The organism is Nocardia farcinica (genome assembly GCF_001182745.1).
Taxonomy (GTDB): domain Bacteria; phylum Actinomycetota; class Actinomycetes; order Mycobacteriales; family Mycobacteriaceae; genus Nocardia; species Nocardia farcinica.
Map to the genome: position 1 here is coordinate 3144211 of NZ_LN868938.1, position 22358 is coordinate 3166568.

The 22358-nt window shown below is 69.3% G+C and carries 21 protein-coding genes; all 21 read right to left on the minus strand.

Annotated elements, in window-relative coordinates:
- Positions 1–13: 13 nt before the first annotated feature.
- Positions 14–436 (minus strand): DUF2550 domain-containing protein, encoded by a 423-nt coding sequence (locus tag AMO33_RS14920; RefSeq protein ID WP_011207597.1) that lies wholly within the window; start codon positions 434–436, stop codon positions 14–16.
- Positions 437–616: 180 nt separating this feature from the next.
- Positions 617–1009: a F0F1 ATP synthase subunit epsilon gene (locus tag AMO33_RS14925; RefSeq protein WP_011207596.1), complete on the minus strand. Its 393-nt coding sequence runs from the start codon at positions 1007–1009 to the stop codon at positions 617–619.
- A 6-nt stretch (positions 1010–1015) separates the two neighbouring features.
- Positions 1016–2464, minus strand: coding sequence for a F0F1 ATP synthase subunit beta (atpD, locus tag AMO33_RS14930; protein WP_011207595.1), 1449 nt, complete (start codon positions 2462–2464; stop codon positions 1016–1018).
- 98 nt (positions 2465–2562) lie between these two features.
- On the minus strand, positions 2563–3534 hold the full coding sequence (locus AMO33_RS14935) for a F0F1 ATP synthase subunit gamma (protein WP_011207594.1): 972 nt from the start codon (positions 3532–3534) through the stop codon (positions 2563–2565).
- Positions 3535–3600: 66 nt separating this feature from the next.
- Positions 3601–5238: a F0F1 ATP synthase subunit alpha gene (gene atpA, locus AMO33_RS14940; protein ID WP_011207593.1), complete on the minus strand. Its 1638-nt coding sequence runs from the start codon at positions 5236–5238 to the stop codon at positions 3601–3603.
- A 68-nt stretch (positions 5239–5306) separates the two neighbouring features.
- Positions 5307–6116 carry a F0F1 ATP synthase subunit delta gene (locus AMO33_RS14945; RefSeq protein WP_060592993.1) on the minus strand — a complete coding sequence of 270 codons (810 nt, stop codon included), beginning with the start codon at positions 6114–6116 and terminating at the stop codon, positions 5307–5309.
- Positions 6117–6135: 19 nt separating this feature from the next.
- Complete coding sequence (locus AMO33_RS14950) at positions 6136–6696, minus strand: F0F1 ATP synthase subunit B (protein ID WP_011207591.1); 561 nt, start codon at positions 6694–6696, stop codon at positions 6136–6138.
- 5 nt (positions 6697–6701) lie between these two features.
- A complete protein-coding gene (locus AMO33_RS14955) occupies positions 6702–6947 on the minus strand; it encodes an ATP synthase F0 subunit C (protein ID WP_011207590.1) in 246 nt (81 codons plus the stop codon).
- A gap of 76 nt (positions 6948–7023) precedes the next feature.
- Positions 7024–7854, minus strand: coding sequence for a F0F1 ATP synthase subunit A (gene atpB, locus AMO33_RS14960; RefSeq protein ID WP_076573613.1), 831 nt, complete (start codon positions 7852–7854; stop codon positions 7024–7026).
- 261 nt (positions 7855–8115) lie between these two features.
- Positions 8116–8574, minus strand: a complete 459-nt coding sequence (locus AMO33_RS14965; RefSeq protein ID WP_060592994.1) for a hypothetical protein — start codon at positions 8572–8574, stop codon at positions 8116–8118.
- A 10-nt stretch (positions 8575–8584) separates the two neighbouring features.
- Positions 8585–9757 (minus strand): MraY family glycosyltransferase, encoded by a 1173-nt coding sequence (locus AMO33_RS14970; protein WP_041560704.1) that lies wholly within the window; start codon positions 9755–9757, stop codon positions 8585–8587.
- A 40-nt stretch (positions 9758–9797) separates the two neighbouring features.
- Positions 9798–10463 (minus strand): L-threonylcarbamoyladenylate synthase, encoded by a 666-nt coding sequence (locus AMO33_RS14975; RefSeq protein WP_041559887.1) that lies wholly within the window; start codon positions 10461–10463, stop codon positions 9798–9800.
- An 81-nt stretch (positions 10464–10544) separates the two neighbouring features.
- Entirely contained in the window at positions 10545–11417 is an 873-nt protein-coding gene (gene prmC / locus AMO33_RS14980) for a peptide chain release factor N(5)-glutamine methyltransferase (protein WP_060592995.1), read from the minus strand.
- A gap of 55 nt (positions 11418–11472) precedes the next feature.
- Positions 11473–12543: a peptide chain release factor 1 gene (prfA, locus tag AMO33_RS14985; protein ID WP_011207584.1), complete on the minus strand. Its 1071-nt coding sequence runs from the start codon at positions 12541–12543 to the stop codon at positions 11473–11475.
- A gap of 84 nt (positions 12544–12627) precedes the next feature.
- The gene (gene rpmE / locus AMO33_RS14990) at positions 12628–12858 is read right to left on the minus strand and encodes a 50S ribosomal protein L31 (protein ID WP_011207583.1); all 231 of its coding nucleotides are present in this window, start codon (positions 12856–12858) and stop codon (positions 12628–12630) included.
- A gap of 557 nt (positions 12859–13415) precedes the next feature.
- Positions 13416–15479 carry a transcription termination factor Rho gene (gene rho, locus AMO33_RS14995; protein WP_076573615.1) on the minus strand — a complete coding sequence of 688 codons (2064 nt, stop codon included), beginning with the start codon at positions 15477–15479 and terminating at the stop codon, positions 13416–13418.
- A 308-nt stretch (positions 15480–15787) separates the two neighbouring features.
- Positions 15788–16735: a homoserine kinase gene (gene thrB, locus AMO33_RS15000; protein ID WP_060592996.1), complete on the minus strand. Its 948-nt coding sequence runs from the start codon at positions 16733–16735 to the stop codon at positions 15788–15790.
- Positions 16736–16760: 25 nt separating this feature from the next.
- Positions 16761–17855: a threonine synthase gene (thrC, locus tag AMO33_RS15005; RefSeq protein WP_060592997.1), complete on the minus strand. Its 1095-nt coding sequence runs from the start codon at positions 17853–17855 to the stop codon at positions 16761–16763.
- Positions 17852–19207, minus strand: coding sequence for a homoserine dehydrogenase (locus AMO33_RS15010; RefSeq protein ID WP_060592998.1), 1356 nt, complete (start codon positions 19205–19207; stop codon positions 17852–17854). The genes thrC and AMO33_RS15010 overlap by 4 nt, the downstream gene beginning before the upstream one ends.
- Positions 19204–20625 (minus strand): diaminopimelate decarboxylase, encoded by a 1422-nt coding sequence (gene lysA, locus AMO33_RS15015; protein ID WP_060592999.1) that lies wholly within the window; start codon positions 20623–20625, stop codon positions 19204–19206. Before lysA ends, AMO33_RS15010 begins: the two co-directional genes overlap by 4 nt.
- 28 nt (positions 20626–20653) lie before the next feature.
- Positions 20654–22312 (minus strand): arginine--tRNA ligase, encoded by a 1659-nt coding sequence (gene argS, locus AMO33_RS15020; RefSeq protein ID WP_011207577.1) that lies wholly within the window; start codon positions 22310–22312, stop codon positions 20654–20656.
- Between the last annotated feature and the right edge of the window lie 46 nt (positions 22313–22358).

Sequence of the window (22358 nt, forward strand, 5' to 3'; positions counted from 1 at the left end):
CCTAGAGGGGAGTTCAGAGTCCCCGCATGCGCCGGGCGCGATCGGAGGGGCGGGATTCCACCCAGGACAGAAAGGCCGCCCGGGCCCCGCGGTCCAGCGCGAGCTCGTAGCGGCCTTCGGAATCGGAGACCTCGGTCACGATGATCTCGTCGGTCATGATGTCGTATTCGTCGCCCACCGGGCCCCGGCGATTGCCGATGTCGATACCGCGGCGATGGATCACCGCGTCCGGGCCCAGTTTGAGGCTGGTGAGCTTGAAGAAGACGAGGCGATCCTCGTCGTAGCGGATGAGACCGTGCCGCCAGCCCTGACCGCCGCTGGCGGGCAGTACCCGCAGGATGGCCGAGGTGCCCCCGCGCCGGATCATGACGAGCCGGTAGAGCGAGACCACAGCGACCGCGACCAGCAGCAACACCAGAATGATCAAGACAACCATCCCGGTTTGCAATGCGGTCCGTCCTTTCGTTCGGCGACCCGTGCGCAACGGTGCCGGATACCCATCCGTGGGGACATTCAAACACGAGTCTACAAACCGACTCGCACCGGTCCCGAATAGCGTTGTCGGCGGCGAAGATTACCTTCGCCGCCGACAACGGGGATGTTCTCGAACCAGAAGCTAGGCGCTCGCGACCTGCTCGACCGCGCGCACCCGGCCCTGCGCCACGCGCAGCTCCTCGTCGCTGGCGGCGGAATCCGCCAGCACCTTGCGAGCCTCGTCGACGTCGACCTCACCGGCGAACTCCGCCGACTCGGCCAGGATGCGCACCGTGCCCGCGGTGACCGAGAAGAAGCCACCGTGCACGGCGGCCACGATCCGCTCGCCCTCCACCGGGACGATGTTCACGATCCCGCCCTCGACCAGCTGGCCGAGCAGCGGCTCGTGACCCGGCATGATGCCGATCTGGCCCTCGGTGGTCTGCGCGCTGACGAACGTGGCCTGGCCCGACCAGAGCCGCCGCTCGACCGCGACGAGATCAACCGACATGTCTTTCGTGGACTCAGCCGCCATCGGTGACTACTTTCCGGCGATCTTCTTGGCGGCCTTCTCGACGTCGTCGAGACCACCGCAGGAGTTGAACGCCTGCTCGGGGTAGTGGTCGAACTCGCCCTTGCAGACGCGATCGAAGTCGTCGATGGTCTGCTCGAGCGGCACGACCGAACCCGGCTGACCGGTGAACTTCTCGGCCACGATGAAGTTCTGGCCGAGGAACTTCTCCAGGCGACGGGCGCGGCCGACGAGGACCTTGTCCTCTTCGGAGAGCTCGTCCATGCCGAGGATGGCGATGATGTCCTGCAGCTCCTTGTACTTCTGCAGGATCCGCTTCACCTCGTTGGCCACCGCGAAGTGCCGGTCGCCGACGATCGAGGCCTCGAGGATGCGCGAGGTCGAGGTCAGCGGGTCGACGGCGGGGTAGATGCCCTTCTGCGAAATCGGGCGGGAGAGCTCGGTCGTCGCGTCCAGGTGGGCGAAGGTGGTCGCCGGCGCCGGGTCGGTGTAGTCGTCGGCGGGCACGTAGATGGCCTGCAGCGAGGTGATGGACCGGCCACGGGTCGAGGTGATGCGCTCCTGCAGCTCACCCATCTCGTCGGCCAGGGTCGGCTGGTAACCGACGGCCGAGGGCATGCGGCCCAGCAGGGTCGAGACCTCGGAACCGGCCTGGGTGAACCGGAAGATGTTGTCGATGAACAGCAGCACGTCCTGGTGCTGGACGTCGCGGAAGTACTCCGCCATCGTCAGCGCGGACAGCGCCACGCGCATACGGGTGCCCGGCGGCTCGTCCATCTGGCCGAAGACGAGGGCGGTGTCCTGGAGGACGCCCATCTCCTCCATCTCCAGGTGCAGGTCGGTGCCCTCACGGGTGCGCTCGCCGACGCCGGCGAACACCGAGGTGCCGGAGAACTCCCGCGCGATACGGGTGATCATCTCCTGGATCAGAACGGTCTTGCCGACACCGGCGCCACCGAACAGACCGATCTTGCCGCCCTTCACGTACGGGGTCAGCAGGTCGATGACCTTGATGCCGGTCTCGAGCAGCTCGGTCTTGCCCTCGAGCTGATCGAAGCTCGGCGGCTTGCGGTGGATGCCCCACTGCTCGCCGTCGCGGCCCAGGCCGGGGGTGTCCAGGCAGTCGCCGAGGGCGTTGAAGACGTGGCCCTTGACGACGTCGCCGACGGGCACCGAGATCGGCTTGCCGGTGTCGGTGACGGTCGCGCCGCGGACCAGGCCGTCGGTCGGCTGCATGGAGATGGTGCGGACGATGTTGTCGCCGAGGTGCTGGGCGACCTCGAGGGTCAGCGTCTTGGCCACCGAGGTCAGCGTGATGTCGGCGTGCAGAGCGTTGAACAGCTCAGGAATCGCGCCACGCGGGAACTCGACGTCCACGACGGGGCCGATGACCCGGACGACGCGGCCTGCGGCGGCGCCGGTCCGGCTCGTGTTGTCTTGAGTGACAGCTGCGGTCATTTGGATTGGTTCTCTCTGTGTCGGTTGGCGGCATTCGCGGGCCCTACGTGGCTACGCAAGCTCCCGCCTTCGGGCCGTTCGCTCATGCCGCGGCGCTTCTAGTCGCGGTCCGAGCTCGACGCCAGCGCGTTCACACCGCCGACGATTTCGCTGATTTCCTGCGTGATCTGGGCCTGGCGCACCGAGTTCGCCTCACGCTGCAACACGCTGGCGAGTTCGTTGGCGTTGTCGGTGGCCGCCTTCATTGCGGTGCGCCGAGCCGCGGACTCGGATGCCGCTGCCTCGAGCAACGACGCGTAGATACGCGTATTGACGTACTTCGGCAGCAGCGCCGCCAGCAGCACATCGGCGTCGGGCTCGAATTCGTACTGCGCCTGAACCTCGGCGGTCGGGGAATCGGAGAACGAGTCCTCGCCCATGTCGAAGTTCTCGTCGACGAAGCTCACCTGGATCGGCGCCAGGCGGCGCACCTCCGGGGTCTGGGTGAGCATCGAGACGAACCGCGTGTAGACGATGTGCAGCTCGTCGACGCCGGCGATGTCGCCGGTGCCGTTCGGGTGCGGCACCTCGCCGTCCGACCCGACCATGAAGGCGTCGACCAGGTGGCGGCAGGCGGCCGAAGCATCGGTGTACTTCGGCTGCTGCGAGAACCCGGTCCACGCCGACACGAACGGCCGGTTGCGGAAGGTGTAGTAGGTCAGGCCCTTGGCGCCCATCACATAGAGCACCGGTTCCTTGCCCTCGTTGCGCAGGGTGGTCATCAGCTCTTCGGCGCGCTTGAGCACGTTCGAGTTGTAACCACCGCACATGCCGCTGTCACTGGTGATCACCAGCACGGCGGCCCGGCGCGGGTTCGGGCGTTCGGTCAGCAGCGGATGCGAGAGGTTCTTCGACGCGCTCGCCAGCTCGCCGAGCACCTTCGTGATCTCCTCCGCATACGGCTTCGCGGCGGCAACCCTGGCCTGCGCCTTGGAGATGCGCGAGGTCGCGATCAGCTCCTGGGCCTTGGTGATCTTCTTGATCGAATTCACACCACGAATGCGGGAGCGCAATTCGCGCAAGCTAGCCACGGTTCACCCCTTCATTCGCTGTGGTCGGCGTGATGCCGACAATCGAATAGCGCATTGCTCGACCGATTACTTCTCGACGTGCTTGCGGGTGACCGACAGCGACTCGACCTCTTCGTGGCCCAGCTCGCCCGCCGCGGCCTCGTTGACGACACGGCTGCCGTCGGAGGCCAGGAAGCCCTGCTTGAACTTGTCGGTGGCCGCCTTGATGGCCTCGGCCGCCTCGCCCTCGAGCACCTTGCCGCCCTCGATGGACTTGAAGGCGTCCGCCGCGGAGCGGTGCAGGTCTTCGAGCAGCTCGGCGTTGAACCGGCGGATGTCGCCGACCGGCACCGAGTCGTAGTAGCCCTGGTCGACCAGGAAGATCGAGACGATCTGGTCCTCGACCGGAACCGGCGAGTACTGGTCCTGCTTGAGCAGCTCGACCCAGCGCGCGCCGCGCTCGAGCTGCGCCAGCGACGCGGCGTCGAGGTCGGAGGCGAACGCGGAGAACGCCTCCAGCTCGCGGTACTGCGCCATTTCCAGACGCAGCGAACCGGCGACCTTCTTCATGCCCTTGGTCTGGGCGGCGCCACCGACGCGGGAGACCGAGGTACCGACGTTGATCGCCGGGCGGACACCCTTGTTGAACAGGTCGGACTCGAGGAAGACCTGGCCGTCGGTGATCGAGATGACGTTGGTCGGGATGAACGCCGAGATGTCGTTGGCCTTGGTCTCGATGATCGGCAGACCGGTCATCGAGCCGCCGCCCATCTCGTCGGAGAGCTTGGCGCAACGCTCGAGCAGGCGCGAGTGCAGGTAGAAGACGTCACCCGGGTACGCCTCGCGGCCCGGCGGGCGGCGCAGCAGCAGCGAGATGGCGCGGTAGGCCTCGGCCTGCTTGGTCAGGTCGTCGAACACGATCAGGACGTGCTTGCCCTGGTACATCCAGTGCTGGCCGATGGCCGAGCCGGTGTAGGGGGCCAGCCACTTGAAGCCGGCGGAGTCCGAGGCCGGGGCGGCGACGATGGTGGTGTACTCCAGCGCACCGTGCTCCTCCAGCGCGGCCTTGACGCCGGCGATGGTGGAACCCTTCTGGCCGATGGCGACGTAGATGCAGCGGACCTGCTTGGTCGGGTCGCCGGTCTCCCAGTTCGCCTTCTGGTTCAGGATCGCGTCGATGCAGACCGCGGTCTTGCCGGTCTTGCGGTCGCCGATGATCAGCTGGCGCTGGCCGCGGCCGATGGCGGTCAGGGCGTCGATGGCGGTGATGCCGGTGGCCAGCGGCTCCTCGACCGGCTGGCGCTGCAGCACGGTCGCGGCCTGCAGCTCGAGCACGCGCTGCTCTTCGGCCTCGATCTCGCCCAGGCCGTCGATCGGCTGGCCGAGCGGGTTGACGACGCGACCGAGGAACTTGTCGCCGACCGGCACGGAGAGCACGTCGCCGGTGCGGCGCACCTGCTGGCCCTCTTCGATCTCGGCGAACTCGCCGAGGATGACCGCGCCGATCTCGCGGTCCTCGAGGTTGAGCGCCACGCCGAGCACGCCGCCCGGGAACTCGAGCAGCTCGTTGGCCATCGCCGAGGGCAGGCCGCTGACGTGCGCGATGCCGTCGCTGGTGTCGGTGACGACACCCACTTCTTCGATGGAGGTCTCGGGGGTGTAGCTCTGGGTGTAGCTCTCGATCGCGCTACGGATCTCGTCGGAGGAGATCGTCAGCTCCGCCATGTTCTTCCTGCTCTCGCTGTAAGGGTCTCGAATGTCGGTGTGGTGGCCGCCCGTGGCGCCGGCCCGCCCTAGGCCAGTTCCCGGCGCAGCCGCTCCAGTCGGCCGACGGCGCTGCCGTCGATCACGTCGTCGCCGATCCGGACGACCAGCCCGCTGAGCAGGCTCGGGTCGACCTGCACGTGCACCGTGACCGGCTTGCCGTAGATGCGCTGCAGGGAGGCGGCGAGCCGCTCCCGCTGCTGCGACGTCAGGGCGATCGCGGCGCGCACGTGCGCGACGATCTGATCGCGGCGGGCCGCCGCCAGATCGGACAGTTCGTCGAAGGCCGCGCCGATGCGGGTGGTGTTGCGGCCGACCACCTGCTCCGCCAGGGAGATGGTGACCGGCTCGGCCTTACCCGCCAGCAGCCGGGCGAGCAGCTCGCGCTTGGCCGCGGCGGGCTTCGCGCGATCCGACAGCGCCTGCTCCAGGTCGGCGTTGTCGGCGATGATCCGGCCGAGCCGGAACAGCTCGTCCTCCACCGCGTCCAGCCTGCCCGCGTTGGCGGCCGACTCGAGCAGCGCCTCCTGACCGAGCAGCACCAGCGTGTCGACCATGTCGGAGGTGCGCGACCAGTTCTGCGCCACGGCGGTGGTCAGCACCGCCTGGGTGGCGACGCTGACCTTGCCGCCGAAGACCCGCTCACTCAGCTCGGCGCGCGCCGAGCCGGGAACCGACACGTCCGCGAGCGCAACACGCAGCGAACGCTGGTCGTCCAGCACGGCGACAACGGCGAACAGTTCCGAGCCCGTCGTGGCGGCAACACTGTCGCTTCCGGTCAGCGCGGCCCGAAGCGCCTCCCGGGACCGGGAGCTGGCCTCGCGGCTCGCTGCGTACATGCTTCTCACTTTCGCGTCGTTACCTTCCGACCCCGATGCCGGCATCGGAGGAATCGAGCTCGCTCAGGAAGCGCTCGATCGATGCCGCCTGCTTGGCCTCGTCCGAGACCGACTGACCGATGATCTTCTCGGCCAGGTCGACGGCCGTGCGGCCGACCTCGGAGCGCAGTTCGGTCAGGATCTGCTGGCGCTGGGCTTCCAGCTGCGCGTGGCCCGCGGCCACGATGCGGTCGCTCTCGGCCTGCGCCTCCGCGCGCATCTGCGCGAGAATCTGCTGACCCTGGGTGCGCGCGTCCTCGCGGATGCGCGCGGCTTCCAGCCGGGCGTCGGCCAGCTGCTGCTGGTACTGCTCCAGCGTCTGCTGGGCCTCCGCCTGCGCGGCCTCGGCCTTGGCGATACCGCCCTCGATCTTGTCGGCCCGCTCGTTCAGCACCTTGGTCAGGCGCGGAATGACGTACTTGTAGAAGACGACCGCGATGATCGCGACGCAGACGACCGACCAGACGATGTCGTACGTTGCGGGGATGAGAGGATTCACATCCTCTCCGCTCTCCGCTGCCAGTACTGAGTACTCGTACATCGGAATCAGAAGATGAAGCCGGCGACGAGGCCGATCAGGGCCAGCGCCTCGGTGAACGCGATGCCGAGGAACATGTTGGTGCGGATCGTGCCCTGCAGCTCGGGCTGGCGGGCGATACCCTCGATCGCCTTACCGACGACGATGCCGACGCCGATGCCCGGGCCGATGGCGGCCAGGCCGTAGCCGACGGCGCCGAGGCCCTTCAGCGTCGACTCGTTGGCAGCTTCCTGGGCCAGGTACGAGAGGCTCATGAGTCTTCTTTCCCTTTCTGTTGCTCACCCGCCGGGTGGCGCGGTGTAGCAGGTCTGGCGGTGATGGGTAGTGCGGTCAGTGGGAGTCGGCGTGTTCGGCGAGACCGATGTACACGGCCGTCAGCAGGGCGAACACGTAGGCCTGCAGGAAGATGACCAGCATCTCGAACAGGGTGAACCCGAGCCCCGCGAGCAGCGAGAACGGCGAGAACACCTTCATCCAGGCGGTCGCGTCGAACAGGAAGTACCAGGTCGCGCTGAAGAACAGCACCAGCATGATGTGGCCGGCCAGCATGTTCGCCATGAGTCGGACGGTCAGCGTGAACGGACGCAGGATGAACGTCGAGACGAACTCGATCGGGATCAGCAGCACGTGCAGCGCGGGCGGCACGTTCGGCACGACGATGCTGCTGCGCATGTAGGTGAAGAAGCCGTACTTCTTGATGCCCACGTAGTTGAACGCGATGTACGCCACGACGGCCAGCACCAGCGGCATACCGATCCGCGCGTTCGAGGAGATGTTCAGCAGCGGGACGATGCCGGAGAAGTTCAGGAAGAGGACCGTGAAGAAGATCGTCGCGATCAGCGGGAAGAACTTGCGGCCGGTTTCCTTGCCGAGCACCTCTTCGGCAATCTGTTCCTTGACGAAGACCAGGCCGATTTCGGCGACATTCTGCAGGCCGCGCGGAATGATCCGGGGGCTGCGGAATGCCAGCAGCATCACGGCCACGAGCACCGCGGTCATCAGCAGCCGGACCAGCATCAAACGATCGAGTTCGAACGGCGTTCCCTCGAACAGCACAGCTGGAGGGAAGAAGTCGGTTAGCGACGGCGCGTGGAACTCACCCGCCGCCAAAGTGGTGACGCTCAGCGTTCTCTCCCGTGTTCGGGCCGCGGGTTCGGTCATTCCCGCGGTTCGATCGGACATTGACGATCAATTTGGTCGACTCAGGTCGGCTCGAAGTTCGTCAGCAGCTGTGCGGCAAACCGCTTAGGCGTCTGTACGTGTGTCGGCGACATCGTCGACATGCAGAACCGGAACCCTCGGAGTCCGGCACGGCAGTAAGCATAGCGGCACGGAGGGCCATCGAGGTGAGTGCCCCTCGCTTGGTCGCTTGCTTACCAACACTTTACCAAGGTATCTACGACGCTGTGTAGGGGGGTGAAGTCAGTCCGCCCGATCGGCGGGGTCGGGGTCGCCCGCAGTGGTAGTGACATACGGAACCTTCTGGCGCAGAACGCCGTACGTCTCGGCGCCGAGCACGATCACCAACGCGCCGATCACCGTGAGGAACAGCGCCACCCGGTCGTAGAAGTCGAAGCGGTTCAGGATCGCCACCGCGATGAGCACCAGCAGCACCTTGGCGACCCAGCTGACCAGCATGACCAGCCCCGCGGTGCTCGGCGGCAGCTTGGCGCCCAAGAGCACGACCGCCGCGGTGGTGAGGATGAAGACGCCGCCGATGGCCGCGCCGAGCAGCGCCCCCCACAGCCCGGGCAGGCCGGCGGCGGCGCCCGCGATCGCGGCGCTCAGCACGACCAGCACCGCCAGCCCGATCAGGCCGTAGCGCAGCGCCGACTTCAGCGGCGCGTCGGGACCGGGGACGGGGGTGGGGGTGAAACTCACGCCACCGACTTTACCCAGACGGCGGACGGCGCTGCGCCGCCTCCCCACGTCGCAGGCCCGGTACGGCCGTCACCACCAGCGCGAACACCAGTCCGCCCGCCATCAACAGCACCACCAGCCTGCGATCCATCAGCGAGGTGCCGACGGCGCCGAAGGCCAGTACCCCGACCCACAGGTAGATCAGCAGCACGACGCGGCGGTGCGAATGCCCGATCTGCAACAGCCGGTGGTGCAGGTGCATTTTGTCGGGGGTGGAGAAACTCACCCCGGCGCGCACCCGGCGCACGATGGCCAGCAGCAGATCCAGCACCGGAATGAACATCACCGCGCCGACCAACAGCACCGGCGAGAGCAGACCGACGATGTCGCGCGGGCCGTATCCCTGGAGCGGAATTCGCCCGGACGCGCCGGTGGAGACGGCGGCCAGCATCAATCCGATCAGCATCGATCCGGAATCGCCCATGAATATCCGCGCGGGCTGGAAATTGTGCGGCAGGAATCCCAGGCAGGCACCGGCCAGCGCGGCGGCGAGCAGGGCGGGCGGATAGGTGTCCACCGAGCCGCCCTGTTCGTAGAGCAGACCGACCGAGAACACGAACACCGCGCCCGCGGCGATGAAGCCGAGCCCGCCGGCCAGGCCGTCCAGGCCGTCGACGAAATTCATCGCGTTGATCAGCGTCACCGTGATGGCGACGGTGACCAGGCCGCCCTGCAGCGCGTCCAGCACCACGGTGGAGTCGTCGAAGGGGTTGTAGATGACGTACCAGCTCAGGCCCATCACCGCCATCACCCCGGCGGCGGTGACCTGCCCGGCGAATTTGGTCAGCGCGTCCAGACCCCAGCGGTCGTCCACGATGCCGACCGCGACGATCAGCGTGGCCGCGACCAGGACCGCCGGAATGTCCGGGGCATAGTCGAAACCCCTTCGCAGCGCGGGCAATTGGTGCGCGAACAGCACGGCGGCGACGACGCCGACATACATGCCCACCCCGCCCATCCGCGGAATCGGCTCGAGGTGCACATCGCGCTCCCGCGGCACCGCGATCGCGCCGAAGCCGATCGCCAGCACCCGCACGCCGCCGGTCGCCAGGAAGGTCACCGTGGCGGAGACGAGCAGGACCAGCACGAGCTCGCGCAGCGGGACCACCGAACCGGAGCCTGCCAACGGCGAGAACGCCAGCATCACCCGCGATACCGCCCGATCATGCGTCGCTGCATGCGGCTCACCGCGCCGCGGTGCCGGTCAGTTCGTCCGGCGACATGCCGAGCACTTCGGCGATCTCGGCGGCCGAGACCGCACCCTCGCGCAGGATCCGCGGCCGGTCGGCGGTGAGATCGACGATGGTGGAGGCCACCGCGTGCGCGGCCGGGCCACCGTCCAGATAGACCGAGACCAGGCTGCCCAGCTGCTCGCGCGCCTCGGCGGCGGTGGTGGCGGGCGGCTGTCCGGAGACGTTGGCGCTCGACACGGCCAGCGGGCCGACGTCGCGCAGCAGGTCCAGCGCGACCGGGTGCAGCGGCATCCGCAGCATCACCGTGCCGCGGGTGTCCCCGAGATCCCAGGCCAGCGAAGGAGCTTGCTGCACAACGAGACTCAGGCCACCGGGCCAGAACGCCCGGATCAGGTCTCTGGCCTGCGGACGCACCGAGAACACCAGTCCATCGATCGTGTTCCAGGATCCGACCAGCACCGGGACGGGCATGTCACGGCCGCGCCGCTTGGCGGCCAGCAGCTCGGCCACCGCGGTCGAGTCGAAGGCGTCGGCGGCCAGGCCGTACAGGGTGTCGGTGGGCATGACCACGAGTCGCCCGGACTTGAGGGCACTGGTGGCCGCGGTCAGTCCGGCGGCGCGCGAGTCGGGATCCGCGCAGTCGTAGACGGTACTCACGGTAACCATCCTGTCACGCGAGCGCGCCCGCTCCACCATCCCCCGCCACCTTGGCGGCGACCGGGGAACCCACGGCCGCGCTCAGCTGCGGACGGCGACCACGAAGCGCGGTTTTCCGGCCAGGTCGGGGTGTTCGACGACCTCACTGAACTCGCCGTGGGCGGTGAGCAGCGCGGCGAGCGCGTTGCCGTTGGAGTCGTCGTGTTCGATGCCGGTGGCGCCGCCGGGACGCAGCAGGCGGGCGATGGTGGGCACCATGCCGCGGATCACGTCGAGTCCGTCGGCACCGCCGAACAGGGCGAGGTGCGGGTCGTGGTCGACGACTTCGGGGTCGAGCACGGCGCCCTCGGGAATGTAGGGCGGATTGGCGACGACGAGGTCGACGCGGCCGTTCAGGTCGGTGAGCAGGCTCGGATCGGTGACGTCGTCGGCGTGCAGGGTGATGGGAGTGTCGCCGTCGGCGATGCGCTCGTCGGCGTTGCGCCGGGCCCAGCGCAGCGCGGCGGGGTCCAGTTCCACCGCGTGCACCTGCGCGTCCGGCCTGGCGTGCGCGATGGCCAGCGCCAGCGCCCCCGATCCGGTGCACAGATCGATCACGATCGGCTGGTGATCGTGCGGCAGCGTCTCCAGGTGGGCCAGCGCCCAGGCGAACAGCAGTTCGGTTTCCGGCCGCGGCACGAACACCCCTGGTCCGACGGCCAGGTCGATCTCCCCCATCGCCGCGACGCCGGTCAGGTGCTGCAACGGCACCCGCTCGGCGCGGCGGTCGATCAGTTCGCGGTAGCGCTCGACGACCTCGGGCTCGGCCAGCGGGACCAGCGCCAGCCGCCCGCGCTCCACGCCGAGCAGATGCGCGGCCAGGCATTCCGCATCGGTGCGGGGGCTGGGCACGCCCGCCACCCGCAGCTTCTCGGCGGCTTCCTCGATGACCGGGCGCAACGCTGTTCGACTCACGCCATCACTGTGCCCGAGATCGCCCGGCCGTGAGCGGCGGATGCCGGAATTCCGGTCATTCCGCGGCCATCCGCGCTTCCCGGTCGGCCTTGCCCAGCGCGTCGAGCAGGGCATCGAGGTCGCCGTCGAGCACGGCGTCGAGATTGTGCGACTTGTAGCCGATGCGGTGGTCGGTGATCCGGTTCTCCGGGAAGTTGTAGGTGCGGATGCGCTCGGACCGGTCGACCGTGCGGATCTGGCTCGCGCGCCCGGCCGCGGCCTCCTGCTCGGCCTGTTCCTCGGCCAGCGCCTGCAACCGGGCCGCCAGCACCTGCATCGCGCGGGCCTTGTTCTGCAGCTGGGAGCGCTCGTTCTGGCAGGTCACCACGATGCCGGTGGGCAGGTGGGTGATGCGAACGGCCGAGTCGGTGGTGTTGACGCCCTGACCGCCCTTGCCCGAGGAGCGGTAGACATCGATGCGCAGATCGGATTCGTCGATCTGCACCTCGGCGACCTCGTCGGGTTCGGGGTAGATGAGCACGCCCGCCGCCGAGGTGTGGATGCGGCCCTGCGACTCGGTGACCGGCACCCGCTGCACGCGGTGCACGCCGCCCTCGAACTTGAACCGCGACCACACTCCGTCGCGCGCGGCGTCGCGGCTCTTGATCGACAGCGTCGCTTCCTTGTAGCCGCCCAGGTCGGAGACGGTGGCGTCGAGCACTTCCACGCGCCAGCCGCGGCGCTCGGCGTAGCGCATGTACATGCGCGCCAGATCCGCGGCGAACAGGGCCGACTCCTCGCCGCCCTCGCCGGATTTGACCTCGAGCACCACGTCGTCACCGTCGTGCGGGTCGCGCGGGGCGAGCAGATCGGCCAGTGCCTGCTCCAGCTCGTCGACCTGGCGTTCCAGCTCGGGAACTTCGGCGGCGAACGAGGCGTCGTCGGCGGCGAGTTCCCGGGCGGCGGTCAGATCCGCGCGCGCGGACTCCAGCTTGCGGTAGGTGGCCATGATCGGCGCGAGCTCGGCGAATCGCTTGCCGACCCGGCGGGCGGCCGACGGGTCGTTGTGCAGCGTCGGATCGGCCAGCTGGGTCTCCAGGCCGGCGTGTTCGGCCAGGATGTCGTCGATCGCGGACGGCTGCGTCATGGTGCTTCCTCTTCCTCTGGTGCGGGTGCCCGACAAAACACCGACGCCCGGCCTGCACAGCAGGACCGGGCGTCGGCGAGGAAGCTACTTGGCGTCGGCCTTCTTGCCGGCACGCTTGCCGTAGCGGGCCTCGAAGCGGGCCACGCGACCACCGGTGTCCAGGATCTTCTGCTTGCCCGTGTAGAACGGGTGGCACTGCGAGCAGACCTCGACGGTGATGTGGCCGGACTCCTTGGTGCTGCGAGTCTGGAAGGTGTTGCCGCAGCCACAGACGACGGTGGTGTCGACGTAGGCCGGGTGGATTCCTGCCTTCATGGATGTCCTCTCGATATTGGTCGCCGGGTCGCCCACGGGCGTGAACGTGAACCGGAACCGACTAGGCGGGATTGTCTGCGCGAGCCGCAGACGCACAGCGATCCAGTATGCCAGAACCGCCGTCACCCACCCAAAACACCCCGGCGCACCACTTTGTTCCGCGTCCTTCCCGAGATTCGAGTAGCCGGCTACCCGCGTAGGGACGACCGTCCCACTTCTACCGTGAATCCGGGAATCCACGGTGGCCCACCACACCGAATCTTCCGTACAGCGCGGGAAGGAGCACCATGACCGGTCGCATCGCCGGGGCGATCTTCGTGTCATTGGTACTTCTCGCCGCACTCGGCTGGGCGCTGCCGCCCGAACCCGCCACCGCCGAGGCCGAGCTGACCTCCTACCCGGCCACCACACCCGCCGACGTCGACGCGGCGCTTGCGTCGCTCGCGGCGCTGTTCACCTGCATGATCTCCGGCGCGGCGACGATCGGGCTGGTGTTCTTCCGGCCGCAGACGCCGAGAGGGCCCCGCGTGCGCGAGGCCCTCTCGGTGGCGAGCGAACTATTCGTCGAGTGCGCCCGGCGCGGTCTTGCTGACCTGCATCAGGAACTCGAGGTTGTTCTTCGACTTCTTCAAGCGGTCGATCAGCAGGTCGATCGCCTGGTGCGAGTCGAGACCGGACAGCACGCGCCGTAGCTTGTGCAGCACCGCGGCCTCGTCGGGGCTCAGCAGCAGCTCGTCCTTACGGGTACCGGACGGGTTGACGTCCACCGCGGGGAACACGCGCCGCTCGGCGATCTTGCGGTCGAGCTTGAGCTCGGCGTTGCCGGTGCCCTTGAACTCCTCGAAGATCACCGTGTCACCGGTCGAACCCGTCTCCACCATGGCCGTGGCGATGATGGTGAGCGAGCCGCCGTTCTCGATGTTGCGCGCCGCGCCGAGGAACCGCTTGGGCGGGTACAGCGCGGTCGAGTCGACACCGCCGGAGAGGATGCGACCCGAGGCGGGCGAGGAGTTGTTGTAGGCGCGGCCGAGTCGAGTGATCGAGTCGAGCAGCACCACAACGTCTTTGCCCATCTCGACCAGGCGCTTGGCCCGCTCGATGGCCAGCTCCGCGACCGAGGTGTGATCGCTCGGCGGACGGTCGAAGGTCGAGGCGATGACCTCGCCCTTCACCGACCGCTGCATGTCGGTGACCTCTTCCGGACGCTCGTCGACCAGCACCACCATCAGGTAGCACTCGGGGTTGTTGGTCGCGATCGCGTTGGCGATGTCCTGCAGGATCGTGGTCTTACCGGCCTTCGGCGGCGACACGATCAGGGCGCGCTGGCCCTTGCCGATCGGCATGATCAGGTCGATCACGCGGGTCGTCAGCTTGTTCGGCGTGGTCTCCAGCCGCAGCCGCTGGTTCGGGTACAGCGGAGTGAGCTTGCCGAACTCGGGGCGCCGCTTGGCCGCCTCGACGTCGCCGCCGTTGACGGTGTCCAGCCGCACCAGCGGATCGAACTTCTGCCGCTGGTTGCCCTGCTCACCGTCGCGCGGGGCGCGCACGGCGCCAGTGATCGCGTCACCGCGGCGCAGGCCGTTCTTGCGGACCAGGTTCATCGACACGTACACGTCGTTCGGCCCGGCCAGGTAGCCGGAGGTGCGCACGAACGCGTAGTTGTCGAGCACGTCGAGGATGCCCGCGACCGGCTGCAGGACGTCGTCCTCGCGGATCTCGAGCTCGCGGCTCTCACCGCCGCCGCTCTCGCGGTCACGCCCGCGACGGCGCTCGCGGAACCGGCGCCCGCGCCGGCCGCGGCCGCCTTCCTCGTCGTCACCGCCGCGCCCGTCCGTGCGGCCACCGTCGTTGCGGCCACCGTCGTTGCGGCCGCCGTCGTTGCGGCCACCCGCGTTCTGGTTGCGCTGCTCGGCGTTCTGGGCACGCTCACCCTGCTGGGCGCGCTCACCCTGACCCTGCCGGTCGCCCTGGTTGCGGTCACGACGCCGCTCACCCTGGTCGGCATCGGTCTTGGACTCCTGAGCCTCGGCGTTCTCGCCACCGCCGGAACGCGCCTGGTCACGGCCACGCCGCTGGCGACCACGGCCACGCTGACCCGATTCGCGACCGGTGTCCTCACCGCTCTCGGCAGCCTTGCCCTCGGCGGTCTTGCCCTCCCCCGCGCCGGACTCGGCCGGGGCGGATTCGGCGGACCGCTCGGGCGCGGCGGCGGCCGGGGCCTGCGTCGGGGCGGCGGCCTGCGCGGTCGGCGCGGCGTCCTTCACCTCGGCGGCCTTGCTCTCGGCGGGCGCGGTCTTGTCCTTCGCGGGCTGCACGTCGAGCGCGGTCTGCTCGGACTTCGCCTCGGAGCGAGCGGGCTTGTCGGCCTTGGCGGCCCGGCCGGCCTGATTCTCCTTGATGGCGGCGATCAGATCGCCCTTGCGCATCCCGGAGGTACCTCGGATACCGAGCTCCCCGGCGAGGGCGCGCAACTGCGGCAACAACATCCCAGTCAGCCCCGATCGTGCGACGTCGGTGTGTTCGCTCATCTTCGAAATCTGTCCGGATTCACTTTCGCGGCCGCCCGAGGAACTTGGGTTGGAATCCACCCCGGGTGTCGCGAGCAGGTCCGTATCTGTCACGGAAATCCTTTCCTTCCCTCGACTGCCGTCTGCTGTTTCGAGGGTTCGTCCCGCAGTCCGGGCACTGTGCCGGACTCGGTGTTGCCGTATCGCCTGCCCCGCCGGACCGGAGGCTTCGCCACCGGTGATGAAAGGTGGGAGAGATCATTCCAGTTGCGCAGCTACGCAGTACCCCCATGGCCTGGAGGCTCGAGCCTGGAGCCTGCTGGAGCGATTGCCCTGATGAAGCACCGGCGTCTGATGCGCACGATGTACGGACTTGCCCAGGATAGCTGGCAACGGTGAAGCTCGGCAAGGCAGACTCGCCGTCAGTCGACCAGGACGCCTTCGGCGAGTCCCGGCTCGACGACCCGCAGCCCCTCCTCCGCCGCCAGTGCGCGGAGCTCGGCGGGAAATTCCCCGGTACCCAGGGCCAACACCGTCGGCCCCGCCCCCGACACGGTGGCCGGGATGCCCGCCGCGCGCAGCCGGTCGATCCAGCGCGTCGTCAGCGGCAGCGCGGGCGCGCGCTGGGCCTGGTGCAGCCGGTCGGCGGTGGCGGGCATGAGCAGGTCGGGCCGCGTGGTGAGCGCCACGACCGCGAGCGCGGCCCGGCTGACGTTGAACGCCGCGTCACCGTGCGGCACCGATTCGGGCAGCAGCCCGCGGGTGTGCGCGGTGGACGAGCGCACCTCCGGGATCAGCACCACCGGGCGCAGCGTGGGGTGCGGATCCAGCCGCACCGCGCGGTAGACCCGGCCGTGGTCGGGCACCTCGGCCTGCGCCTCGGCCGAGGTCTCGGTCCAGGACACCACGATGCCGCCGAGCACGCTGGCCGCCGCGTTGTCGGGGTGGCCTTCGAATTCGGAGGCCAGCTGCACCAGCTCGTCGGCCGCGGTGGCCAGGCTCTCGTCCAGCTTCGCCGCCAGCGCGCACCCCGCCGCCAGGCCGCCGACCACCGCGGAGGCGGAGGAGCCGAGCCCGCGCGAATGCGGAATCACGTTGCGGCACACCACATCGAGGCCGTCGGCCCACACCCCGGCATGCTCGAGGCCGCGCTCGATGGCGCGCACCACGAGATGCGAAGGGCCCCAGGGCACGTCGTCGGCGCCCTCGCCCTCGACCTGGATGGTGAGCCCGGAATCGGTGGTGCGCACCTCGATTTCGTCGTAGATGCCCAAAGCCATGCCCAGCGAGTCGAATCCGGGCCCGAGGTTGGCGCTCGACGCGGGCACGCGCGCGGTCACGGTGAGACCGGCGGGCAGCGTCCGTGTCATCAACTGACTCTCGCGCGGGTTCAACTCAGGCCAGCTCGAGTCGGGTGGCCACGGCCACGGGGTCGACCTTGATCGCCTCCACCTGCGGCATGCCGAGCAGCGCGGTGTCGGGGTCCTTGAGGCCGTTGCCGGTCACCGTGCACACCACGGTGAGCCCGGGCTCCAGCCAGCCTTCCGCACGCGCGGCGAGCACACCGGCGACACTGGCGGCCGAGGCGGGTTCGACGAACACGCCTTCCTTGGCGGCCACCAGGCGGTACGCGGCGAGGATCTCCTCGTCGGTGGCCGCGCGGAACGCACCGCCGGACTCCTCCTTGGCCGCGACCGCGCCATTCCACGAGGCGGGGGCGCCGATGCGGATGGCGGTGGCGATGGTCTCGGGCTCCTTCACCGGCGCGCCGTGCACCAGCGGCGCCGCGCCCGCGGCCTGCACGCCGAGCATGCGCGGCAGCGAGCCGGTGATGCCGTCGGCGTAGTACTCGCGGTATCCGCGCCAGTAGGCGGTGATGTTGCCCGCGTTGCCCACCGGCAGCGCGTGCACGTCCGGCGCCTTGCCGAGCACGTCGCAGATCTCGAACGAGGCGGTCTTCTGGCCCTCGATGCGGGCCGGGTTGACCGAGTTGACCAGGCCCACGGCCGGGAACTCGGCGGTGACCTTGCGGGCCAGCTCGAGACAGTCGTCGAAGTTGCCCTCGACCTGGATGATCTGCGCGCCCAGCATGACCGCCTGGGCCAGCTTGCCCATCGCGATCTTGCCCTGCGGGATCAGCACCGCGCAGGTCATGCCCGCCCGGGTGGCGTAGGCCGCGGCCGACGCCGAGGTGTTGCCGGTGGACGCGCACAGCACCGCCTGCTGGCCGCGGTACTTGGCGTCGGTCATCGCCATCGTCATCCCGCGGTCCTTGAACGACCCCGTCGGATTGGCGCCCTCGACCTTCAGGTACACCTCGCAGCCGGTCAGCTCCGACAGGTACGGAGCGGGCACCAGCGGGGTGCCGCCCTCGAACAGCGTGACCGGCTCCCAGTCGGCCGCGCCCGCGAGCCGATCACGGTAGGCCGCGATCAGACCCGGCCAGCGGGAATGCACGCCGGCCTGGGGGGCGACTCCTGCGGTACTCATTCTTCGGTGCCTTCCAGTCTCAGGACACTTGTCACGGACGTGACGGACTCCATCTCCGCCAGGGCGGCGACGGTGTCCGCGAGCGCCGACTCCATCGCGTGATGGGTCACGACGACCAGGCGCGCACCCTCGCCGTGTCCTTCCTGGCGGACCGTCGAGATGCTGACCTCGTGCTTGGCGAACTCGCCCGCCACCTTCGCCAGAACACCGGGACGGTCCTCGACCTGCAGGTTCACGTGATAGCGGGTGGGCGTATCGCCGATCGGCGCGATCGGTAGCTCAGCATAAACCGATTCGCCCGGCGCGCGGCCACCGTAGAACTTGTTGCGCGCGGCCATCACCAGGTCACCGAGCACCGCGGACGCGGTCGGCGCGCCGCCGGCGCCCTGGCCGTAGAACATCAGCCTGCCCGCGTTCTCGGCCTCCACGACCACGGCGTTGAATGCGCCGCTGACCGCGGCCAGCGGATGCTTGCGCGGGATCAGCGCCGGGTAGACGCGCACCGAGACGCGCTCCTTGCCGCCCTCGGCGGGGCTGGGCTCGCCCGGTCCCGCGGCGACCCGCTCGCAGATAGCCAGCAGTTTGACCGTGCAGTTCACCGCGGAGGCGGTCTCGAGATCCTCGGCGGTGATCCGGGAGATGCCCTCCCGGTAGACGTCGGCGGCGGTGACCCGGGTGTGGAAGGCCAGCGACGCCAGGATCGCGGCCTTGGCGGCGGCGTCGTAGCCCTCGACGTCGGCGGTCGGGTCGGCTTCGGCGTAGCCCAGACGGGTCGCCTCGGCGAGGGTCGCCGAGTAGTCGGCGCCGGTCTCGTCCATCGCGGACAGGATGAAGTTGGTGGTGCCGTTGACGATGCCGACCACCCGGTTGACCCGGTCGCCGGACAGCGATTGGATCAGCGGCCGCACCACCGGGATCGCGCCCGCCACCGCGGCCTCGAAATACAGGTCGGCCCGGTTGCGCTCGGCGGCGGCGGCCAGTTCGCCGGTGTAGTCGGCCAGCAGCGCCTTGTTCGCGGTCACCACGGACTTGCCCGCGTTGAGAGCGGCCAGGATCAGCGCGCGGGCCGGGTCGATGCCGCCGATGACCTCGACGACGAGGTCCACGTCGGGACGGGCGACCAGCGCTTCGGCGTCGGTGGTGAGCAGGTCGGCGGGCAGGCCGCGATCCTTGTCGAGGTTGCGCACCGCGACACCGCGCAGCACCACCGGAGCGCCGACCCGGGCGCGCAGGTCGTCGGTGTGCTCGCGCAGGATCCGCACGACCTCGGTGCCCACGTTGCCCATTCCGAGCACCGCGACACCGATCGGGCGATCGGCGCCCCAGCCACCGTTCTCGGCCACTTCGGTCATGACTCAACCTCCAGACTCAGCAGATCCGCCACCGTCTCCCGGCGCAGCACCAGCCGGGCGCTGCCGTCGCGCACGGCGACGACCGCCGGACGCGTCAGCTGGTTGTACCGGCTGGACATGGAATAGCAGTACGCGCCCGTGGCGGCCACCGCGATGAGGTCACCGGGGCCGACATCGGCGGGCATCCACGTGTCGCGGATGACGATGTCGCCGCTCTCGCAGTGCTTTCCGACGACGCGGGCGAGCACCGCCTCGGCCTCGGAGGGCCGCGAGACCAGCCGGCAGTCGTAGTCGGCCTGGTAGAGCGCGGGCCGGATGTTGTCGCTCATGCCGCCGTCCACGCTGACGTAGCGGCGACGCAGCCCGGCGTCGAGCGAGACGTCCTTGATGGTGCCGACCTCGTACACGGTCACGGTGCCGGGTCCGGCGATGGCACGGCCGGGCTCGACCGCGATGGTCGGCTCGGGCAGGCCGGCGCGGGCCGCCTCCTCGGCGACGATCGCGCGCAGCTTCGCGGCGAACTCGTCCAGCGGCGGCGGGTTGTCCTCGGGCAGGTAGGAGATGCCGAGACCGCCACCGAGATCCAGGGTGGAGATCTGCGCGGTGCGCTCGACGCCGAAGGTGTCGATGGCCGCGCGCAGCAGGCCGAGCATGCGCCGCGCGGCGATCTCGAAGCCGTCGATCTCGAAGATCTGCGAGCCGATGTGCGAATGCAGGCCGACCAGGCGCAGGTTGCTCGCATCGAACACGCGCGCCAGCGCCTCCATCGCGTCGCCGCCCGCGATCGAGAAGCCGAACTTCTGGTCCTCGTGCGCGGTCGAGATGTACTCGTGGGTGTGGGCCTCCACGCCGACGGTGACACGCACCAGCACGTCCTGCACCACGCCCGCGCGCTCGGCGACCGCCTCGAGCCGCTCGATCTCGATCAGCGAGTCGACCACCACGTGGCCGACGCCCGCGGCGACCGCCGCTTCCAGCTCGGCGACCGATTTGTTGTTGCCGTGCAACGCGATCCGCTCCGCGGGAAAGCCCGCGTGCAGCGCGATCGCCAGCTCACCGCCGGAGCACACGTCCAGCGAGAGGCCCTCGTCACGCAGCCAGCGCGCGATCTCCCCGCACAGGAACGCCTTGGAGGCGTAGTGCACCCGCGCGTCGGGGCCGAAGGCGCGCACCATGTCGCGGCAGCGCGACCGGAAGTCGTCCTCGTCGACCACGAACAGCGGCGTGCCGAACTGCTCGGCCAGTTCGCGCACCGGCACACCCGCCAGCCGCACCTGGCCCGCCTCGTCGCGGGTGGCGTTGCGCGGCCAGACGTTGGCGGGCAGCTCGATCATCTGCTTCGGGTCGACCGGCCGTTGCGCCAGATGGGGGGTGGCGCTCGATTCGGCATGCCGGGGACCGGCGGGGTGCGCGCTCACGGGGCGTCCTTCCTACAGCAGCAGCTCATCACATCTGCTCCGGCGCACTGACACCGAGCAGGGCCAGGCCGTTGGCCAGCACCTGACGGGTGGCGTTGACCAGGACGAGCCGAGCGGCGTTCAGCGGGCTCACCGGGTCGTCGCCCAGCGGGAGCACGCGCAGCTTGGAGTTGGTCTGGAAACGGTGGTAGGCGCCCGCGAGTTCCTCGAGGTAGCGGGCCACCCGGTGCGGTTCGCGCAGGCTCGCCGCGCTCGCCACCACTCGCGGGTACTCGCCGATCGTGCGGATCAGCTCGCCCTCCTCCTCGGCGGTGAGCTGCGACAGATCCGGCGTGACGCTCGCGTAGTCGAACGCGGCGGCATTACGGCCGATCGAGGCGGTGCGGGCGTGCGCATACTGCACGTAGTAGACCGGGTTCTCGTTCTTCTGGCTGGTCCACAGGTTCAGGTCGATGTCGACGCTCGAGTTCACCGACCAGCGCACCAGCGCGTAGCGGGCGGCGTCGACGCCGATGGCCTCGACCAGGTCGTCGAGGGTGACGACGGTGCCCGCGCGCTTGCTCATCTTCACCGCTTGGCCGTCGCGCACCAGGTTGACCATCTGGCCGATCAGCACCTCGACGGTGGCGGGGTCGTCGCCGAACGCGGCCGCGGCGGCCTTCAACCGGCCGATGTAGCCGTGGTGGTCGGCGCCGAGCATGTAGATGCACAGGTCGAACCCGCGCGACCGCTTGTTCTGGAAGTAGGCGATGTCACCGGCGATGTAGGCGGCGTTGCCGTCGCTCTTGATCACCACGCGGTCCTGGTCGTCGCCGTATTCGGAGCTGGCGATCCACCACGCCCCGTCCTTCTCGTACAGGTCGCCGGAGGCCTTCAGGGTCTCGACCGCCTGCTCGACCGCACCGGAGGCGAACAGCGTGCTCTCGTTGAAGTAGACGTCGAAATCGGTGCCGAACTCGTGCAGGGTCCGCTTGATGTGGGCGAACATCAACTCCACGCCTTCGGCGCGGAACAGCTCGTGGCGCTGGTCGGCGGGCAGGGTCGGCGCCTCGGGGTGCTCGGCCACGATCTGCTCGGCGATCTCGCCGATGTAGGCGCCCGCGTAACCGTCGTCCGGGGTCGGCTGCCCGGTCGCGGCGGCGACCAGCGAGTTCGCGAAGCGATCGATCTGGGCGCCGTGGTCGTTGAAGTAGTACTCGCGGGTCACGTCGGCGCCCTGGGCGGCCAGGATGCGGCCCAGCGCGTCGCCCACCGACGCCCAGCGGGTGCCGCCGAGGTGGATCGGCCCGGTCGGGTTGGCCGAGACGAACTCGAGATTGATCTTGGTGCCCCGCAGAGTGTCGGCGGTGCCGTAGCCGGACCCGGCCGCGAGCACCTGCTCGAGCACGGCGCCCTGCGCGGCGGCGGCCAGCCGGATGTTCAGGAAGCCGGGACCGGCGACCTCGGCGGAGGTGATGCCGTCGGCGGCGCCGAGCGCCTCGGCCAGCCAGCCGGCCAGATCGCGCGGATTCGTACCCGCCTTCTTGGCCACCTTCATCGCCAGATTCGTGGCATAGTCGCCGTGTTCGGGATTACGGGGACGCTCCACGGTGACCTCGTCGGGCAGGACCGCGGGGTCCAGCCCGCGTTCGGCTAGCACCTTCGCCGCGGTGGCACGAAGGAGATCGGCAAGGTCAGCTGGAGTCACGAGTCTCTATCCTATGGTCTGGGCAGGTGAACACCTTCGGGCGGGC

Excerpts from the sequence above, each read along its gene's own strand:
- AMO33_RS14920 (WP_011207597.1), bottom strand. The coding sequence starts at position 436 with ATGGTTGTCTTGATCATTCTGGTGTTGCTGCTGGTCGCGGTCGCTGTG.
- AMO33_RS14925 (WP_011207596.1), bottom strand. The coding sequence starts at position 1,009 with ATGGCGGCTGAGTCCACGAAAGACATGTCGGTTGATCTCGTCGCGGTC.
- atpD (WP_011207595.1), bottom strand. The coding sequence starts at position 2,464 with ATGACCGCAGCTGTCACTCAAGACAACACGAGCCGGACCGGCGCCGCC.
- atpA (WP_011207593.1), bottom strand. The coding sequence starts at position 5,238 with ATGGCGGAGCTGACGATCTCCTCCGACGAGATCCGTAGCGCGATCGAG.
- AMO33_RS14945 (WP_060592993.1), bottom strand. The coding sequence starts at position 6,116 with ATGTACGCAGCGAGCCGCGAGGCCAGCTCCCGGTCCCGGGAGGCGCTT.
- AMO33_RS14950 (WP_011207591.1), bottom strand. The coding sequence starts at position 6,696 with ATGTACGAGTACTCAGTACTGGCAGCGGAGAGCGGAGAGGATGTGAAT.
- AMO33_RS14955 (WP_011207590.1), bottom strand. The coding sequence starts at position 6,947 with ATGAGCCTCTCGTACCTGGCCCAGGAAGCTGCCAACGAGTCGACGCTG.
- atpB (WP_076573613.1), bottom strand. The coding sequence starts at position 7,854 with ATGACCGAACCCGCGGCCCGAACACGGGAGAGAACGCTGAGCGTCACC.
- AMO33_RS14970 (WP_041560704.1), bottom strand. The coding sequence starts at position 9,757 with ATGCTGGCGTTCTCGCCGTTGGCAGGCTCCGGTTCGGTGGTCCCGCTG.
- prfA (WP_011207584.1), bottom strand. The coding sequence starts at position 12,543 with ATGACGCAGCCGTCCGCGATCGACGACATCCTGGCCGAACACGCCGGC.
- rpmE (WP_011207583.1), bottom strand. The coding sequence starts at position 12,858 with ATGAAGGCAGGAATCCACCCGGCCTACGTCGACACCACCGTCGTCTGT.
- thrB (WP_060592996.1), bottom strand. The coding sequence starts at position 16,735 with ATGACACGGACGCTGCCCGCCGGTCTCACCGTGACCGCGCGCGTGCCC.
- thrC (WP_060592997.1), bottom strand. The coding sequence starts at position 17,855 with ATGAGTACCGCAGGAGTCGCCCCCCAGGCCGGCGTGCATTCCCGCTGG.
- AMO33_RS15010 (WP_060592998.1), bottom strand. The coding sequence starts at position 19,207 with ATGACCGAAGTGGCCGAGAACGGTGGCTGGGGCGCCGATCGCCCGATC.